Source organism: Streptomyces sp. NPDC058664 (assembly GCF_042716635.1).
Classification (GTDB): Bacteria; Actinomycetota; Actinomycetes; order Streptomycetales; family Streptomycetaceae; genus Streptomyces.
In genome coordinates this window covers 24798-41831 of the sequence record NZ_JBHXRW010000023.1, presented here as the reverse complement: position 1 = coordinate 41831, position 17034 = coordinate 24798, and the positions used below count along the sequence as shown (strand labels likewise).

Genomic DNA, 17034 nt, shown 5'->3' with positions numbered 1-17034 from the left:
CACGGGGGTCAGCGGAGCGCCGATTCCAGTGTCCGGGCCAGATCGATCGCCTCCTCGTCCGGCAGCAGGGTGCCGTCCGGGCGTGTCACGTACAGGGTGTCGACCGCGTTGGCGCCGAGCGTGGAGACATGGGCGCTGCGGACGCGGACCTCGGCGCCCTCCAGGGCGCGGCCGATGCGGTGGAGGAGACCGGGGGCGTCCTGGGCGCGGACCTCGATGACGGTGGCGAGCCGGGAGTCGGCGGCGGCCACGGTGACGCGGGGCGGCGGGGCGGCGAGGCCGCGTCGGCGCGGGTAGGCCGCCTCGCGTTCGGCGAGGCGGGCGGGGATGTCGAGGGAGCCGTCGAGGGCGCGGACGAGGTCGGCGCGGAGCCGGGCGGCCTCGGGGAGCGAACCGTACTCGGCGGCGACCCGCCAGGCGAGGACGAGGACGGGCCCCGATCCGGCGCCGAGTCCGGTGGGGAGGTCGACGGCGCGCAGGTCGGCGGCGCGGACGGTGAGCCGGTGCAGGGCGAGGACGCCGGCGACGGCGGGGAGGACACCGGGCTGGTCGGGCAGGGCGATGACGAGTTCGACGCCGACGGGTTCCGGGCCGTCCGCGCCGGTGGGATCGGGTTCGACGGGCGGTTCGGTGCGGGTGTGGAGGGCGAGGACGGGTTCGCCGGTGCGCAGGGCCTCGATCGCGAGGCGTTCCTGTTCGGCGCTGGGGGCGGCGGCCTCGGGGTCGGGCGGGGTCTCGCCCGCGAGGACGCCCGCGACCCGTTTGACCAGGTCGGCGACGAGGGAGGCGCGCCAGGAGGACCAGGCGGCGGGGCCGGTGGCGAGCGCGTCGGCCTCGGTGAGGGCGTGCAGGAGCTCCAGGGTGCCGAGGGTGCCGACGGCGGTGGCGACGGAGCGGACGGTGGCGGGGTCGTCGAGGTCGCGCCGGGTGGCGGTCTCGACGAGGAGCAGGTGGTGGCGGACGACGGTGGCGAGGGTGGCGACGTCGGTGCGGTCGAAGCCGATGCGGGTGGCGAGGTCGCGGGCGATGGTCTCGCCGGCGACGGAGTGGTCGCCGGGCCAGCCCTTGCCGATGTCGTGGAGGAGGGCGGCGACGAGGAGGAGGTCGGGGCGGCCGACGCGGCGGGTGAGCGAGGAGGCCCGTACGGCGGTCTCGACGAGGTGGCGGTCGACGGTCCAGGTGTGGACGGGGTTGCGCTGGGGACGGCAGCGGACGCGTTCCCAGTCGGGGAGCAGCTGGGTGATCAGCCCTTCGGCCTCCAGGGCCTCCCAGACGGGGACGGTGGCCTCGCCCGCGCCGAGCAGGGTGACGAGTTCCTCGCGGGCCTCGGCGGGCCAGGGCACGGGCAGGGGCTTGGCGGTGGCCGCGAGGCGGCGTACGGCGTGCGGGGAGACCGGCAGGGCGGACTGGGCGGCCGCGGCGGCGGCCCGCAGGGGCAGTACGGGGTCGCGTTCGGGGCGTGCGGTGCGGGCGAGGACGACCTCGCCGTCCATCTCGACGACGCCTTCGGCGAGCGGGGTGCGTTCGACGGGTGGTTTCGCGACGCCCCCGCGGCCCGTCAGGAGGGCCCTGAGCCGGGGCCGGGCGGAGCGGGCCTTGAGGACGCGGTTGACCTCGCGCCAGGTGACGTCGGTGGCGTACGAGATGGTCCTGGCGGCCTCGTACACCTCGCGGAGCAGGGTGTCGGCGTCGAGGAGGCCGAGTTCGGCGGCGACGGCGTCCTGTTCCTGGAGGGCGAGCCGGTCGGTGGCGCGGCCGGTGGTGAGGTGGAGGGCGTCGCGGGCGTCGAGGAGGCGGCGGCGGGCGGCGTCGAGTCCTTCGCGGGGGGCGTCGGCGAGCCAGGAGGCGGCGACGGCGCGGAGGACCTGGGCGTCGCGGAGTCCGCCCCTGGCCTCCTTGAGGTCGGGTTCGAGGAGGAACTGGAGCTCGCCCATGCGTTCGGCGCGTTCCCGGCAGAGATCGTCGAGTTCGGGGAGGCGCTCGGGGGCCTGGTTGCGCCAGTCCGCGAGGATCGTGGTGCGCAGGGCGGCGACGAGTCCGTGGTCTCCGGCGAGGGGCCGGGCGTCGAGGAGTCCGAGGTGGACCTTGAGGTCCTCGCGGGCGGTGGCGCGGGCTTCGGCGGGGGTGCGCACGGAGTGGTCGAGGGCGAGCCCGAGGTCCCAGACGGGGTACCAGATCCGGTCGGCGAGGGCGGCGATCTCGGCCTTGCCGGCGCTGCCGTCGTGGAGCAGGAGGAGGTCGAGGTCGCTGCGGGGGGAGAGTTCGGCGCGGCCGTAGCCGCCGACGGCGACGAGGGCGACTCCGCGGGGCGGGGCGGCGGCGGAGAAGAGTCCGGCCAGCCAGTCGTCGGTGAGCCGGGCGAGGGCGGTACGGCGCGGCGGCCCGGACCGCTCCTTCTCGTGGAGGAGGAGCAGCCGGGCCGCCGCGTAACCGCCGGGTCCCGAATCTTCGGTCTCTTCGCTGACTTCGAGGCTCGTCACCCGGCGGCTCCTTCGTGTCCTTGCAGTGCGTCCGGTGCTTACAGGGCGTCCGGACCGCGCTCGCCGGTGCGGACCCGTACGGCGGTCTCGACCGGCACGCTCCACACCTTGCCGTCTCCGATCTTGCCGGTTCGGGCGGCCTTGACGACGACGTCGATGAGCTGTTCGGCGTCCTCGTCCTCGACGAGGACCTCGATGCGGATCTTGGGAACCAGGTCGACGGTGTACTCGGCGCCCCGGTAGACCTCGGTGTGGCCGCGCTGGCGGCCGTAGCCGCTGGCCTCGGTGACGGTGAGGCCGTGGACGCCGAACGCCTGGAGGGCCTCCTTGATCTCGTCGAGCCGGTGCGGCTTCACGACCGCGGTGATGAGCTTCATGCGTCCACCTTCTTGTTCTCCGTGACGGCCGGGGCGGGGGCGGCGGTGGAGCGCGAGGACGCGCCGCCGCCGGCTCCGCTGAAGTCGTACGCGGTCTCGGCGTGCTCGACCTGGTCGATGCCGGAGACCTCGTCGTCCTCGCTGACCCGCATCCCCATCGTCTTGTCGATGATCAGGGCGAGGATCGCGGAGGCGATCAGAGAGTAGGCGAGGACCGCGAAGACGCCGACCGCCTGCTTGCCGAGCTGCTCGAGGCCGCCGCCGTAGAAGAGGCCCTTGACGTCGGACTGGACGCCGCCGGTGGCGAAGAGGCCGACGAGGAGGGAGCCGATGACGCCGCCGACGAGGTGGACGCCGATGACGTCGAGGGAGTCGTCGTAGCCGAACTTGTACTTGAGGCCGACGGCCATGGCGCAGACGAGGCCGGCGATGGCGCCGACGGCGATCGCGCCGAGCGGGCTGACGGCGCCGCCGGCCGGGGTGATGGCGACGAGGCCGGCGACCGCGCCGGAGGCTGCGCCGAGGGTGGTGAAGGAGCCGTGGCGGATCTTCTCGTAGGCGAGCCAGGCGAGCATGGCGGCGGCGGTGGCGACCTGGGTGTTGACGAACATCACGGCGCCGACGCCGTCGTCGTTGCCGAGCCAGGAGCCGGCGTTGAAGCCGAACCAGCCGAACCAGAGGAGTCCGGCGCCGAGCATGACCAGCGGGAGGCTGTGCGGGCGCATCGGGTCCTTCTTGAAGCCGACGCGCTTGCCGATGACGAGGATCACGCCGAGGGCGGCGGCACCGGCGTTGATGTGGACCGCCGTACCGCCGGCGAAGTCGATGACGCCCATCTCGAAGAGCCAGCCGCCGGAGCCCCAGACCCAGTGGGCGACGGGGAAGTAGACGACGGTGACCCAGAGGGCGATGAAGAGGGCCCAGGCGGTGAACTTGACGCGGTCGGCGAGGGCGCCGCTGATCAGGGCCGGGGTGAGGACGGCGAACATCAGCTGGAAGACGGCGAAGACGTACACCGGGATGGTGTAGCCGTCCCAGAGTTCGGTGACGCCGATGCCGCTGAGGCCGACGTAGTCGGAGGACCAGCCGATGATCGAGCCGACGTCGGTGCCGAAGGCGAGGCTGAAGCCGAAGAGCACCCACAGGATCGTGACGATCCCGAGGCTGATGAAGCTCATCATCAGCATGTTCAGGGTGGACTTGACGCGGACCATGCCTCCGTAGAAGAAGGCGAGTGCCGGGGTCATCAGCATGACCAGGGCGGAGCAGATGAGCATGAACCCGGTGTTGGCGGCGGACAGCTCGGGGGCGTCTGCTGCCAGGGTCGTGATGGCTGGTGCCATCGGCGTCTCCTCGTCGTCGGTACGGCCTGTGCGGGGCGGGGCCGGAGAGAGCGGCGGCCGTGAGGGTGGCCGGTTATGGGCCAGAGATTCGCGCAGCGCGGTTTCCGCCGATGCCGCTCGATGTTTCGGAGCGGTGACGAAGGGGTGGGGCGTGTTACGTGGCCGTGAACGCCGGGATCACGAGGAGGTGCCGGGCGTACGCTCCGCGCGACGACAGACCGGCCGCGCCTGGCGTCCGTGTGTCCTTGCGGCGGGGGAGCCGAGTCGGGCAGTACGGGACGTCTGGCGCGGCCGGGGTACGGGGGCCTCGCTGGTGCGGGGGGCGGGGCTCGCGGGTGCGGGGGCCGGAGGGCTCGCGGGCCGGGGTCAGACCGCTTCGGCGGCCTCGGGCAGCAGCTGGGTGAGCCGGTCGGTGAGCTGGACGACCTCGGCGACGTCGCTGTAGTTGCGGGCTGCCTGGTCGACGGTCTTGCGGAGCCTGGTGTTGACCCGCTCGGAGCGGATGCTCCTGGCCACCACGAGGGCCTTCTCCGCGAGGACGACGGACTGCTCGGGCTCGCGCTTGAGGAGGTGGACGGTGGCCATCCCGATGAGGTTCAGCGCGTACGACCGCTGGTGGTCGGGGTCCTTCCCGAAGAGCTCGACGGCCCGTTCCATGACGGGTTCGGCGAGCGAGGCGTAGGTCGGGGAGCGCCCGGCGACATAGGCGAGGTCGCGGTAGGAGTGGGAGTTCTCGCCGTTGAGCTCGGCCTCGGAGAAGAAGCCGATCCAGTCGGGCTCGGGCTCGCCGTCGAGGCCGACGTCCGCGAAGGTGTCCTCGGCCATCCGGACGGCCCGCTTGCACTTGGACGGCTGGCCCATGTTGGCGTAGGCGCGGGCCTCCATCGCATACAGCATGGCCTGGGTGCGCGGGGTGGCGCAGTCTCGACTGCCGTACTGGGCGAGGTGGATGAGTTCGAGGGCGTCGTCGGGCCGGCCGAGGTGGATCATCTGACGGCTCATCGAGGAGAGGATGTACGAGCCGAGGGGCTTGTCGCCGGCTTCCTTGGCCGCGTGCAGGGCGAGGACGAAGTACTTCTGGGCGGTGGGCTGGAGACCGACGTCGTAGCTCATCCACCCGGCCAGTTCGGCGAGTTCGGCGGCGCAGGTGAAGAGGCGCTTGGCGGTGGCGGCGGGCTGGGGCTCCTGGAGCAGGTCGGTGACCTCGTGGAGCTGGCCGACGACGGCCTTGCGGCGCAGTCCGCCGCCGCACTGGGCGTCCCACTTGCGGAACATGGCGGTGGTGGACTCCAGGAGGTCGAGTTCGATCTCGGAGAGCCGGTTGGGGCGGCGGGCGTCGGCGAGGGCGTCGGGCCGCTCGACGTCGCCGGTGGGGGTGGGGACGAGCCAGCGCTGCATCGGTTCGATGAGGGCGGGTCCCGCGGCGAGCGACAGGGAGGAGCCGAGGAAGCCCCGGCGGGCGAGCATGAGGTCGCTGCGGGAGAACTCGCTGAGCAGGGCGACGGTCTGCGGCCCGGCCCAGGGCAGGTCGACCCCGGAGACGGAGGGCGACTGGTGGGCGGTGCGCAGGCCGAGGTCCTCGACGGCGACGACGGAGCCGAAGCGCTCCGAGAACAGCTCGGAGAGGATGCGGGGGATGGGCTCGCGCGGCTGCTCGCCGTCGAGCCAGCGGCGCACCCGCGAGGTGTCGGTGGAGATGTGGTGCGCGCCCATCTGGCGCGCCCTGCGGTTCACCTGCCGCGCGAGTTCGCCCTTGGACCAGCCGCTGCGCACGAACCACGAGCCCAGCTGCTCGTTCGGGCGCTTGCCGGCAGTCGTACCGTCTGCGCCGTTGCCGCCCACTGGAACGCCCCCATCCACCTGATTGCCTGTCCTACGAACCCCTATCAGAATGCCGCGTCCTGCGGCACCCGTCCGGCGTTCGCACTCCTTCGAACTGGAAACCGGGTTGCCTCCGGCATACCCGCGTGCGTCAGCGGCCCCTGGTTTCGAGTACCGAAAGTAATCCTACGATCACCCCTCTACGAGGGCGATTCAAGAAACGCCACCATTCGCCACCCCTTCGAATGAACTCGCCGCCCGTGGAACACGATTCACTTGACATGCGACGAACCGGAGTCGGCGGACGGATGCGCGGAGAGGCGCGCGCACCGGCCCGCACCACCCCACGCACGACCGCGCGACACTTTCGGCGACGGACCGTGACGAAGGGTGACGACCGTGCTCCGGCTCGTAACCACCGGCGCGCTCGACCCGTTGGAGGGGGCATGGGTTTCACGATCGGCATTCGTGAGATGCGGTCCGGCGCACGCCGCCGCGTACGCACCACGGAGTGCACAGCGGTGGCCGAGTACACCGGGCTGTGGGGCTGGGACGTCGTTCCCGGCGCGCGGGCCGTCTCCGGCCAGTGCTCCTGCGGTGATCCGGCGTGTACGGCCCCGGGCGCGCACCCCCTCTCCTTCGCGGAGCCGGTCCCTGCGGGCGCCGGCCTCGACGACGCGGCCAAGGCGTGGTCGGAGTTCCCCGGCGCGGCGCTGCTGCTGCCGGTGGGCAAGGCCTTCGACGTCATCGAGGTCGCGGAGGCCGCGGGCCGGCGGGCGCTCGTGCGGCTCGAGCGCATGGGGCTGCCGCTGGGTCCGGTGTGCGCGACGCCGACCGGGCGGGCCCGGTTCTTCGTGGCGCCGGGGGCGGCGGCGGAGCTGCCGCGGCTGCTGTACCGGATGGGCTGGGACGACGCCGATCTGGACCTGCACTGCCTGGGTCCCGGCAGCCACATCACCGCTCCCCCGTCCGACCTGGGCGGGCTCGGTCCGGTGCGCTGGCTGAGGCCCCCGACCCTTGACACGGCGGGCGCGCCGCCGCAGGCGCGGCTGCTCCTCGGCACCCTGGCGTACATCTGCCACCGGACGCACTTCTAAGGGCACGGGACACGCGTGAGGGCCCCCGCCACCGGATGGTGGCGGGGGCCCTCACGCGTGTGCGTGGACGGCGGGTCAGTCGCCGATCAGGGCGTCGACGAAGGCGCCCGGCTCGAAGGGGGCCAGGTCGTCCGGGCCCTCGCCCAGGCCGATCAGCTTGACCGGGACGCCCAGCTCGCGCTGGACCGCGACGACGATGCCGCCCTTGGCGGTGCCGTCGAGCTTGGTGAGCACGATGCCGGTGATGTCGACGACCTCGGCGAAGACGCGAGCCTGGATCAGGCCGTTCTGGCCGGTGGTGGCGTCGAGGACGAGAAGGATCTCGTCGAGCGGGCCGTGCTTCTCGACGACGCGCTTGACCTTGCCGAGCTCGTCCATGAGGCCGGTCTTGGTGTGGAGCCGGCCGGCGGTGTCGATGAGGACGACGTCGGCGCCCTCCGCGATGCCCTCCTTGACGGCGTCGAAGGCGATCGACGCCGGGTCGCCGCCCTCCGGGCCGCGGATGGTCCGGGCGCCGACGCGCTCGCCCCAGGTCTGGAGCTGGTCGGCGGCGGCGGCGCGGAAGGTGTCGGCGGCGCCGAGGACGACGGACTTGCCGTCGGCGACGAGGACGCGGGCCAGCTTGCCGGTGGTGGTGGTCTTGCCGGTGCCGTTGACGCCGACGACCATGACGACGCCGGGGACGTCGGTGGGGCTCTCGGTGTGCACCGTGCGGTCGAGCTCGGGGCCGAGGAGCGTGACGAGCTCCTCGCGGAGCAGACCGCGCAGCTCCTCCGGGGTGCGGGTGCCGAGCACCCTGACCCGCTCGCGGAGCCGCTCGACGAGCTCCTGGGTGGGGGCGACGCCGACGTCGGCGGTGAGGAGGGTCTCCTCGATCTCCTCCCAGGTGTCCTCGTCGAGGTGCTCGCGCGACAGGAGCGTGAGCAGCCCCTTGCCGAGCGAGTTCTGGGAACGGGCGAGCCGGGCCCTGAGCCGTACGAGACGGCCGGCGGTGGGCTCCGGGATCTCGATCTCGGGGGCCGCGGGCTCGGCGACGACGGGGTCCTCGACGGCGACCGGCGTCCCGACCGCCTCATCGGCGGGGAGCGTGACCTCCTCGACCGTGCGGCGTGGTTCCTCCCGCGGCGTCTCCGCCTCCTCGCCGACGTGCGGTTCGGCGGGCGGAGCGGTGATGGTCGGCGTGGTGGACGGCGGCTCGGCCGGCGGCAGCTGCTTCTTCTTGCGACCGCTGATCACGAGCCCGCTCGTCACGGCGACCGCGACGACCAGAGCGATGACTACAGCAAGGATGAGTTCCATAACCTCCTCAGTATCGGCCAAGAGGCGACCGGATACGGAGCACGTACGCTGGGTGGGTCCCCCCACATCTGTACGGAGTACCCCCATGCCCCACGACGCCTCCGAAGCCGCAGGCGCGACGCACGACGGCGCCATGGAGACCCGCGGTCTCGAACCCGTCCCCGACGCCGAGCGGACCGGCCGTGTCCGCGAGCTCTTCCCGACCTGGGTCGCCGCGAACATCAGTGTGCTGTTGCTCACGATGGGCGCCGGTCTGATCGTCTTCAACGGCCTGAACTTCTGGCAGGTCCTGGCCGTGGCGGTCGCCGCGCCCGTCCTCTCGTACGGGATCGTCGGTGTGATCTCGATCGCGGGCAAGCGGGGCGGGGCGCCGGGGATGGCGCTGTCACGGGCCGTGTTCGGTCAGCGCGGAAACCTTTTCCCGGGTGCGCTGATCTGGGTGGCCCGCTGGGGCTGGGAGACCATCAACGCGGTGACCGGTGCCTACGCGGTGCTGACCGTCCTCGACCTGCTCTTCGGCGTGAAGTCGAACACGCCCCTCATCGTGGTGACGCTGCTGCTCTTCGTCACCTGCACCTTCCTCGTCTCGGGTCTCGGCATCAACGCGCTGCGGGTGTGCAGCAAGTGGTCCACGTACCTCTTCGGCGCCTTCTCGGTCCTCGTCCTGGTCTACCTGGTGGCGAACACCGACTGGTCGGCGGTCTTCGCCAAGCCGGCCGGCTCGACGGCGATGATGGTCGCGGGCATCGGCACGATCGCGGCGGGTGGCATCAGCTGGGTCCCCTCGGGCCCCGACTTCACCCGCTATCTGCCCCGTACGGCCTCGTCGAGGGCGATGGTGGGCTCGACGGTCGGCGGCGCCGGGATCGTCGTCCTGCCGATGGTGCTGATGGGCGCGGTGATGGCGGTGTCGACGCCGGACCTGGCCTCGGCGCAGGACCCGGTCTCGTTCATCGGTGAGCTGCTGCCGATGTGGATCTCGGTGCCGTACCTGGTGATCGCCCTGCTCGGCATGCTGCTGATCAACTCGATGTCGATGTACTCGGCCGGGTTCACCGCGCAGACCCTGGGCATCAAGGTGTCGCGGGCGGCGGCGGTCAGCGTGAACGCGGTGATCAGCCTGGTCTTCGGTTTCCTCCTGATGGTGGTGGCGACCAGTTTCATCGGCTCGTTCATCTCGTTCCTGACGCTGCTCGCGGTGGCGTTCTCGGCGTGGATCGGGGTCTTCGGCGTGGACATGCTGCGGCGTCGGTCGTACGACGCGGTGGCGCTCATGGACACCACCAGGACCAGCGCCTACTGGTACCGGGGCGGTTTCGCCTGGCAGGCGATGACGGCCTGGGCGGTGGCGCTGCTCGCGGGCCTGCTGTTCACGAAGGTCGACTGGTTCGCCGGTCCGCTCGCCTCCTCCTGGATCGGTGAGAACGGTCTGGGCTGGGCGGCGACGATCGTGGTGGCCGGTGCGCTGTACGCGGTCCTTCCGCGTACGCCCGAGAAGGTCCCCGCGGAGCGGGTCGACGTCCGCGAGACCGTTTCCATCTGACGCCACGTCAGATAACGTCCCCCTTCGCCGGTATCCCACCCGCGGAGGGGGACCTTCCATGCCGTTCAGCGTCGTACGGTTCAACCTCGTCGATCCCCGCGCGACCCCGGAATCCCTCTCGGAGCGCTACCGGGCCGCCCTCGCCATGGCCGCGTACGCCGACACCCACGGGGTCGACACGGTCCAGACCGAGGAGCACCACGGGGTGGCGAACAACTGGCTGCCCTCCCCCTTCGCCTTCGCCGGCGCCGTCTTCGGCGCGACGGAGAGGATCGCGGTCACCGTCTCGGCGATCATCGGGCCGCTGCACGATCCGCTGCGGCTCGCGGAGGACATCGCGGTCCTGGACCTGCTGAGCGGGGGCCGTCTGGTGACGGTGGCGGGGATCGGCTACCGGCCGGAGGAGTACGAGGAGCGCGGGGTCGACTGGGGCCGGCGCGGCAAGCTCCAGGACCTGCTCCTGGAGACCCTGCTGACGGCCTGGACCGGGGAGCCGTTCGCGTATCAGGGCCGTACGGTGCGGGTCACCCCGCGGCCCTTCACCCGGCCGCATCCGCTGCTGCTCGTCGGCGGTTCGTCGCGGGCGGCGGCGCGGCGGGCGGCCCGGCTGGGGCTGCCGTTCTTCCCGAGCGCGCATCTGCCGGAGCTCGACGCGTACTACCGGGAGCGGTGCGCCGAGTACGGCACGGAGGGGTGGACGATGATGCCGGCCGAGGAGACGCCGCTGCTGCACCTGTCGGAGGACCCGGACCGGACGTGGGCGGAGCACGGGGAGCACTTCCTGCACGAGGCACGGACGTACGCGTCCTGGCAGTCGAAGGACATCCGCTCGGCGGTGCGGTCGACGGCGACGACGGTGGCGGAGCTGCGGGCGGAGGGGGTGTACCGGGTCGTCACCCCTGAGGAGTGCTCGGCCCTCGGCCTGGAGAGCCTGGTGCTGCATCCGCTGTGCGGCGGGATGCCGGTCGAGGAGGGCTGGCGGAGCCTGCGGCTGTTCTGCGACGGCGTACTGCCCCGGCTGAAGGCGTGAGCTCGGCCGGGGCAGTCGTCGCGAGGAGCGGGGCAGCGGGGGTTAGCCCATCTCCTCCAACGCCTTGCCCTTGGTCTCCTTGACGTACCTGAGCACGAAGGGGATCGAGAGCACGGCGAAGACCGTGTAGATGACGTACGTGCCGGAGAGGTTCCAGTCCGCGAGGGACGGGAAGCTGGCGGTGATGGCCCAGTTGGCGATCCACTGGGCGGAGGCGGCGACGCCGAGGGCGGCGGCGCGGATCCGGTTGGGGAACATCTCGCCGAGGAAGACCCAGACCACCACGCCCCACGAGAGGGCGAAGAAGAGCACGAAGACATGGGCGGCGACGAGCGCCACGACGCCCTGGGTCTCGGGGAGCTTGCCGTCGACGAGGTCGGCGGAGAAGGCCCAGGCCTCGAAGGCGAGGGCGATCGCCATGCCGACGGAGCCGACGAGGGCGAGCGGCTTGCGGCCGACCCGGTCGACCAGGACCATCGCGATCACGGTGCCGATGATGTTGATGATCGACGTGGTGAACGAGTAGAAGAACGAGCTCGACGGGTCGATGCCGACGGACTGCCAGAGGGTCGCGGAGTAGTAGAACGCGACGTTGATGCCGACGAGCTGCTGGAAGACCGAGAGTCCGATGCCGACCCAGACGATGGGCAGCAGCTTGAAGCGGCCGCCGGCGACGAGCAGGTCCTTGAAGGTGGACTTGTGCTCGCTGCGCATGGCCCGGTCGATCTCGGCGACGCGGCGGTCGAGGTCGACGCCGTGGCCCTCGACCTCGGCGAGCACCTCCTTGGCCCGGTCGGTCTTCCCGACGGAGATGAGGAAGCGCGGGGACTCGGGGATGGCGAAGGAGAGCAGGCCGTAGAGGAGCGCGGGCACGACCATCACGCCGAGCATCCACTGCCAGGCCTCCAGGCCGCCGATCTCGCCGCGCTGGTCGCCGTCGGCGAGCTGGAGGATGCCGTAGTTGACCAGCTGGGAGATGGCGATGCCGATGACGATCGCGGCCTGCTGGAAGGAGCCGAGACGGCCGCGGTAGGCGGCGGGGGCGACCTCGGCGATGTACGCGGGGCCGATCACCGAGGCCATGCCGATGGCGAAGCCGCCGATGACCCGCCAGAGAGCCAGGTCCCAGAGCGCGAAGGGCAGCGCGGAGCCCACGGCGCTGATGGCGAAGAGCGCGGCGGAGATCTGCATGCAGCGGATGCGGCCGATGCGGTCGGCGATCCGGCCGGCGGTGGCGGCACCGATGGCGCAGCCGATCAGGGCGACGGCGATGACCTGGGCGAGGGTGCCGGAGCCGATGTCGTAGCGGTCGCGGATCGCCTCGACGGCGCCGTTGATGACGGAGCTGTCGTATCCGAAGAGGAATCCGCCCATCGCGGCGGAGGCCGTGATGAAGATGACGTGGCCGAGGTGGTCCGGGTGGGCGGCTCGGCCTTCGGAAGGCGGCGGCGTGGGCGCCTGCGCGGTACTGGTCACATGGACTCCTCGGTGGGGGGAAAGCCCTTCCAGTGGCGCACAACTTCACGCCGCCCACCACGTGAAGGTTAAAGCAACGTTGCAGAGACTATGCCTTCAAGTTTCGAAGTCAATAGTCGATGTCATGTGACTTTTAGAGCACAGCAAAGCCTCTTGAGTTCAACACTTGAACGAATGCTCAGCGGAGCCGCTGACTGATGACCTTCGAGACGCCGTCGCCCTGCATGGATACGCCGTACAGCGCGTCCGCGACCTCCATCGTCCGCTTCTGGTGCGTGATCACGATCAGCTGGGAGGACTCCTGGAGCTCCCGCATGAGCAGGATCAGCCGCTGGAGGTTGGTGTCGTCGAGCGCCGCCTCGACCTCGTCCATCACGTAGAACGGGCTCGGCCGCGCCTTGAAGATCGAGACGAGCAGCGCCACGGCCGTGAGTGAGCGCTCACCGCCCGAGAGCAGCGAAAGGCGTTTGACCTTCTTGCCCGGCGGACGGGCCTCCACCTCGACGCCGGTGGCGAGCATGTCGTCCGGGTCGGTGAGGACCAGCCGGCCCTCGCCGCCCGGGAAGAGCCGCGAGAAGACGCCCTCGAACTCCCGGGCCGTGTCCCGGTACGCGTCGGTGAAGACCTGCTCGACCCGCAGGTCGACCTCCTTCACGACCTGAAGCAGGTCGGTCCTGGTCTTCTTCAGGTCCTCCAGCTGCTCCGAGAGGAACCGGTGCCGCTCCTCCAGGGCCGCGAACTCCTCCAGGGCCAGCGGATTGACCTTGCCGAGCTGGTGGTACGCCCGTTCGGCGGCCTTGAGCCGCTTCTCCTGCTCCGAACGGACGAAGGGGCGGGGCACGGCCGTGTCACCGCCGGCCGCGTCACCGATGTGCTCGCCCTCGCCCTCGGCCGCGGGCGACGGGGGCACGGGCTGGTCCGGGCCGTACTCGGCGACCAGGTCGGTCGCCTCCACGCCGAACTCCTCCAGCGCCTTCGCCTCCAGCTGCTCGATCCGCAGCCGCTTCTCGGCGCCGAGGACCTCGCCCCGGTGGACGGAGTCGGTCAGCTTGTCGAGCTCCGCCTTGAGGTCCCGGCCCCGGGCCCGGGCCGCCGTGAGGCCCTGCTCCCGGTCGGCGCGTGCCGCCTGGGCCGCGACCCGCTCCCGCTCGGCGCGGACCAGCGAGACCTCGACATGGGCCAGGAGCTCCCGGGCGCCGGCGGCGACCGCGCCCGCGACCCGTTCCTCGTGGCGCAGCCGGGCCCGGCGCTGCTCGGCACGCGCGCGTGCCTCCCGTTCGGCGCGGGCGGCCCGGTCGAGCGAGTCGGCCCGCCCGGCGAGTGCCTTGACCCGCTCCTCATGGGTACGGACCTGGAGCCGCGCCTCCATCTCGGTCTGGCGCGCGTTGGAGCCGTCGATCGCGAGCCGGTCGCGGGTGGCGCTGTCGGGTTCGCCGTCCTCGCCGTCCCCGAAGTCGGCGGCCTCCTGGGCCACCAGGAGCCGTTCGGCCAGCTCCTCCGCCTCGGCGGTGGCCTTCTCCAGGGCCTCCTGGGCGCGGGCGGCCGCCGCCGCGGTCCGTTCCGCCTCCCCCGCCGCTCCCCTGGCCTGCCCGGCGAGCCGCCCGAGCTCCTTGGCGACGGCCGACTTCTCGCGCTCGGCGGTACGGCGGCGGGTGTCGAGCTCCTCGACGAACGCGGCGGCGGTACGGCGCCGCTCGTCGGCCTCGCCCCGGGCCGCCGCCAACTCCTCGCAGAGCACGCCCAGCTCTTCGAGCTCGGCGGCGGCCTCCGCCACCGAGGCCTGGACTTCGAGGAGGCTGGGGGCGCCCGCCGAGCCGCCCTGCGCGAAGTGCGCCCCGAACAGGTCGCCCTGGGCGGTGACGGCGATCAGTCCGGGCCGGGCCCTGACCAGTTCGGCGGCCTCGTCCAGGTCCCCGACGACCACGAATCCGGCGAGCAACCGGCGGACGGCGCCCATGAGTTCGGCGGGACCTCGCACGAGGTCGGCGGCGTACGGGCGGCCCTCGGCCGCCGGTGCCGGGTCCGGCTCCGGGGCTCCGGTCAGGAGCAGGGAGACGCGGCCCGCGTCCTGCTTGCGCAGCAGACGGAGGGCTTCGGCGGCGGCGGAGGGTCCGGTGGCGGCGACCGCGTCGGCGGCGGCGCCGAGTGCGGCGGCGACGGGGATCTCGTATCCGGGGGTGACGGTGAGGAGTTCGGCCGCCGGGCCGAGGAGTCCGCCGAGCCCCGCGGCGAGCAGCGCGCCCGTGCCGTCCTTGCGGCGCAGGCCGAGGGCGAGGGTGTCGTGCCGGGCCCGGGTCGCGGCGCGGCGGCGTTCGGCGGCGTCGGCGGCCTCGCGGGCGGCGCTCGACGCGGTCTCGGCATCGGCGAGTTCGCGGCGGGCGACCTCGTACCGCTCGCCGTGTTCGGTGTCCGCCGCTTCGAGTCCCTCGACCTCCGTCCGGAGCTGCTCGTACTCCTCCTGGGCGGTGGCCGCCCGTTCCCCCGCCTCGTCGCGTGCGGCGGCGAGGCGGTCGATCTCGGCCTGGGCGGAGGCGGCGCGCGAGCGGGCCGCGTTGACCTGGCCGTGGAGGCGGGCGAGGCCCTCGCGCCGGTCGGCGCGGGCGCGGGCGAGGTCCTTGAGGCGGCGCTCCTCGGCCGCCAGCGCCTGTTCGAGCTCGGCGCGGTGGGCGACGGTGTCCTCGAGGGCCCGCTCGGCCGCCTCCAGGGCGGCTTCGAGCTCCGCCTCCTGTTCGCGGACGCGGGCCGCCTCCCGCTCCAGGTCCTCCGGGTCGCGGCCGCGGCGTTCCTCCGCGGGCGCCGCGGTGGCGCTCTTCACGCGCGCGTCGGCGAGGGAGACGGTGCCGCGGACGCGTTCGGCGAGCTGGGAGAGGGCGTACCAGTTCTGCTGGGCGCGCTCCAGGCGGGGCACGAGGGCGCGTGCCTCCGCCTCGAGCTCGGCCTCCCGGGCGAGCGCGGCGCGCAGCTCGGTCTCGGTGGCCTCCTTGCGGGCGAGCAGGGCAGCCTCGTCGGCCACCTCTGCCGTGAGGGCCCGCTGAAGGTGGACGAGGTCGTCGGCGAGAAGGCGGAGCCGTGCGTCGCGCAGGTCGGCCTGGATGACGACGGCGCGGCGGGCGACGGCGGCCTGCCGGCCGAGGGGCTTGAGCTGGCGGCGGAGTTCGTCGGTGAGGTCCTGCACGCGCGCGAGGTTGGCCCGCATCGCGTCCAGTTTCCGCAGCGCCTTCTCCTTGCGCTTGCGGTGCTTGAGGACGCCGGCGGCCTCCTCGATGAAGGCGCGGCGGCCCATCGGGTCGGCGTGCAGCACCGAGTCGAGCTGTCCCTGGCCGACGATGACGTGCATCTCGCGGCCGATGCCGGAGTCGGAGAGCAGGTCCTGGAAGTCGAGCAGCCGGCAGGTGTCGCCGTTGATCTGGTACTCGCTGCTGCCGCCGCGGAACATGATGCGGGTGAGGGTGACCTCGGCGTAGTCGATGGGCAGCGCGCCGTCGGAGTTGTCGATGGTGAGCGAGACCTCGGCGCGGCCGAGCGGCGGGCGCCCGGTCGTGCCGGCGAAGATGACGTCCTCCATCTTGCCGCCGCGCAGCGACTTGGCGCCCTGCTCGCCCATGACCCAGGAGAGCGCGTCCACGACGTTGGACTTGCCCGATCCGTTGGGGCCCACGACACAGGTGATCCCGGGTTCGAACCGCAGGGTGGTGGCCGAGGCGAACGACTTGAATCCGCGGAGCGTCAAGGCCTTGAGGTGCACCCATACGACTCTACCGGGCCCGCGCGTTTCGCCCGCGGAGGCGCAGGGCAGATCCCCGGGTGAGGAAGGGTGGGACGAGGGGGAAACGGGGGGTGAAGCGGTGGGGAAAGAGAGAAGGGACGCCGAAGCGCCCCTTGCATGTCCAGCCGTACCGACATGGATGTCCCAGTGGATCTCCCGGTCGGCTGTGCCGGCGTGAGTGTTTCCCACCTGGCCCCTCGGGGCTGGGTTGTCAGGTGAGCGCAGGCTCCGCCTGGGGTACGTCGAGATCGATGCTGTTCAGCAGCGACTCTCCCTGGTGATGAGCGGCGGCCGCGGCGAGCGTGTCGTTCTCGGACTGGATCCGTACCAGCTCGGATTCGAGGTCCTGGACGCGCTGCTGAAGCCGTCGCATCTCGGCGAGGAGTCGCGGGTCGGAGCCGCCGACGTAACCGAGAAGCGCCTTTGCCATGATGGATGGTCCTCCACAATGAGTGACCGACCGAAGCGGTTGGGTCGTGAGGGATTTCGCACCCGCGGTGCTCGGCAGTACTGCTTGTCGTGCCGGTTCCACTGCCAAACAGCTAAGGTGCGCGGGGCTTCCAGAGTCTCACCAAAAAGTTTGACGGTCAACACGATCACGCCCCGTTCGAAGGGGCGACCGAGGAGTCCAGGGCCGCCCGGTGGGCGGCGGGGCCTCGCAGACTCGGTGCCTCAGGGCGTCGCGATCATCCTTGTCGGGCAGCCTTCCACGACGGACGCTTCTTGGCAACCACCAGGGGCTTTCCCCCTCACGCGCCTGTTACGGCGCGTCCGCGCGGCACCTCTCCGAGTCACCGGGCCG

At 72.1% G+C, this 17034-nt stretch carries 11 protein-coding genes; 3 read left to right on the top strand and 8 right to left on the bottom strand.

The genetic code is table 11. From position 1 onward, the window contains the following. Positions 1-8 precede the first annotated feature (8 nt). From ACFWUY_RS20030 to ACFWUY_RS20015, 4 genes are all read right to left on the bottom strand, one after another. Entirely contained in the window at positions 9-2480 is a 2472-nt protein-coding gene (locus ACFWUY_RS20030; protein ID WP_384109843.1) for a [protein-PII] uridylyltransferase, read from the bottom strand. 38 nt (positions 2481-2518) lie between these two features. Continuing rightward, positions 2519-2857, bottom strand: a complete 339-nt coding sequence (locus ACFWUY_RS20025) for a P-II family nitrogen regulator (protein WP_015036464.1) — start codon at positions 2855-2857, stop codon at positions 2519-2521. Beyond that, complete coding sequence (locus ACFWUY_RS20020) at positions 2854-4200, bottom strand: ammonium transporter (protein ID WP_384109836.1); 1347 nt, start codon at positions 4198-4200, stop codon at positions 2854-2856. The genes ACFWUY_RS20025 and ACFWUY_RS20020 overlap by 4 nt, the downstream gene beginning before the upstream one ends. A gap of 366 nt (positions 4201-4566) precedes the next feature. Continuing rightward, on the bottom strand, positions 4567-6042 hold the full coding sequence (locus ACFWUY_RS20015) for a hypothetical protein (protein WP_384109831.1): 1476 nt from the start codon (positions 6040-6042) through the stop codon (positions 4567-4569). Between the two features lie 425 nt (positions 6043-6467). Here ACFWUY_RS20015 and ACFWUY_RS20010 point away from each other — a divergent pair, with 425 nt between their 5' ends. Next, entirely contained in the window at positions 6468-7118 is a 651-nt protein-coding gene (locus tag ACFWUY_RS20010; RefSeq protein WP_384109826.1) for a bifunctional DNA primase/polymerase, read from the top strand. 75 nt (positions 7119-7193) lie between these two features. Here ACFWUY_RS20010 and ftsY read toward each other — a convergent pair whose 3' ends face one another. Then, on the bottom strand, positions 7194-8417 hold the full coding sequence (ftsY, locus tag ACFWUY_RS20005; protein ID WP_384109821.1) for a signal recognition particle-docking protein FtsY: 1224 nt from the start codon (positions 8415-8417) through the stop codon (positions 7194-7196). 85 nt (positions 8418-8502) lie between these two features. Between ftsY and ACFWUY_RS20000 the strand changes: the two genes are divergently transcribed. Both ACFWUY_RS20000 and ACFWUY_RS19995 read left to right on the top strand, forming a co-directional pair. Continuing rightward, positions 8503-9960, top strand: a complete 1458-nt coding sequence (locus ACFWUY_RS20000; RefSeq protein WP_384109814.1) for a cytosine permease — start codon at positions 8503-8505, stop codon at positions 9958-9960. A 58-nt stretch (positions 9961-10018) separates the two neighbouring features. Beyond that, positions 10019-10990, top strand: coding sequence for an LLM class flavin-dependent oxidoreductase (locus ACFWUY_RS19995; RefSeq protein ID WP_384109809.1), 972 nt, complete (start codon positions 10019-10021; stop codon positions 10988-10990). Positions 10991-11032: 42 nt separating this feature from the next. Here ACFWUY_RS19995 and ACFWUY_RS19990 read toward each other — a convergent pair whose 3' ends face one another. The 3 genes from ACFWUY_RS19990 to ACFWUY_RS19980 form a co-directional block, all read right to left on the bottom strand. After that, positions 11033-12466, bottom strand: a complete 1434-nt coding sequence (locus tag ACFWUY_RS19990; protein ID WP_384109803.1) for a sugar porter family MFS transporter — start codon at positions 12464-12466, stop codon at positions 11033-11035. A gap of 178 nt (positions 12467-12644) precedes the next feature. Next, positions 12645-16211 (bottom strand): chromosome segregation protein SMC, encoded by a 3567-nt coding sequence (smc, locus tag ACFWUY_RS19985; RefSeq protein WP_384109796.1) that lies wholly within the window; start codon positions 16209-16211, stop codon positions 12645-12647. A gap of 232 nt (positions 16212-16443) precedes the next feature. Beyond that, on the bottom strand, positions 16444-16662 hold the full coding sequence (locus ACFWUY_RS19980; protein WP_359517204.1) for a hypothetical protein: 219 nt from the start codon (positions 16660-16662) through the stop codon (positions 16444-16446). Positions 16663-17034: the final 372 nt, after the last annotated feature.

Coding starts and splice junctions, on each gene's coding strand:
- ACFWUY_RS20025 (WP_015036464.1), bottom strand. CDS start 2,857: ATGAAGCTCATCACCGCGGTCGTGAAGCCGCACCGGCTCGACGAGATC.
- ACFWUY_RS20020 (WP_384109836.1), bottom strand. CDS start 4,200: ATGGCACCAGCCATCACGACCCTGGCAGCAGACGCCCCCGAGCTGTCC.
- ACFWUY_RS20010 (WP_384109826.1), top strand. CDS start 6,468: ATGGGTTTCACGATCGGCATTCGTGAGATGCGGTCCGGCGCACGCCGC.
- ftsY (WP_384109821.1), bottom strand. CDS start 8,417: ATGGAACTCATCCTTGCTGTAGTCATCGCTCTGGTCGTCGCGGTCGCC.
- ACFWUY_RS20000 (WP_384109814.1), top strand. CDS start 8,503: ATGCCCCACGACGCCTCCGAAGCCGCAGGCGCGACGCACGACGGCGCC.
- ACFWUY_RS19995 (WP_384109809.1), top strand. CDS start 10,019: ATGCCGTTCAGCGTCGTACGGTTCAACCTCGTCGATCCCCGCGCGACC.
- ACFWUY_RS19980 (WP_359517204.1), bottom strand. CDS start 16,662: ATGGCAAAGGCGCTTCTCGGTTACGTCGGCGGCTCCGACCCGCGACTC.